The organism is Bacteroides caecigallinarum (assembly GCF_016902295.1).
GTDB classification, from domain to species: Bacteria; Bacteroidota; Bacteroidia; order Bacteroidales; family Bacteroidaceae; genus Phocaeicola; species Phocaeicola caecigallinarum_A.
Genome location: NZ_JACJLQ010000244.1, coordinates 1 through 218, shown reverse-complemented (window position 1 = coordinate 218; position 218 = coordinate 1). Strand labels below are relative to the sequence as shown.

Genomic DNA, 218 nt, shown 5'->3' with positions numbered 1-218 from the left:
AAAGAGTGACGGCGTGCCTTTTGCATAATGAACCTACGAGTTACCGTGTCCGGCAAGGTTAAGGGACAGGAGTCCCGGAACCGAAGCGAAAGCGAGTCTGAACAGGGCGTCAAGTCGGCTGCGGTAGACGCGAAACCAAGTGATCTACCCTTGGCCAGGATGAAGGTTAGGTAACACTAACTGGAGGTCCGCACCAATAAGCGTTGAAAAGCTTCTGG

Annotated in this window: 1 rRNA gene; it reads left to right on the top strand. The window is 53.2% G+C overall.

Going from position 1 to position 218, the window contains the following annotated elements:
• A 23S ribosomal RNA gene (locus H6A27_RS14990) occupies positions 1-218 on the top strand; the annotation flags it as partial.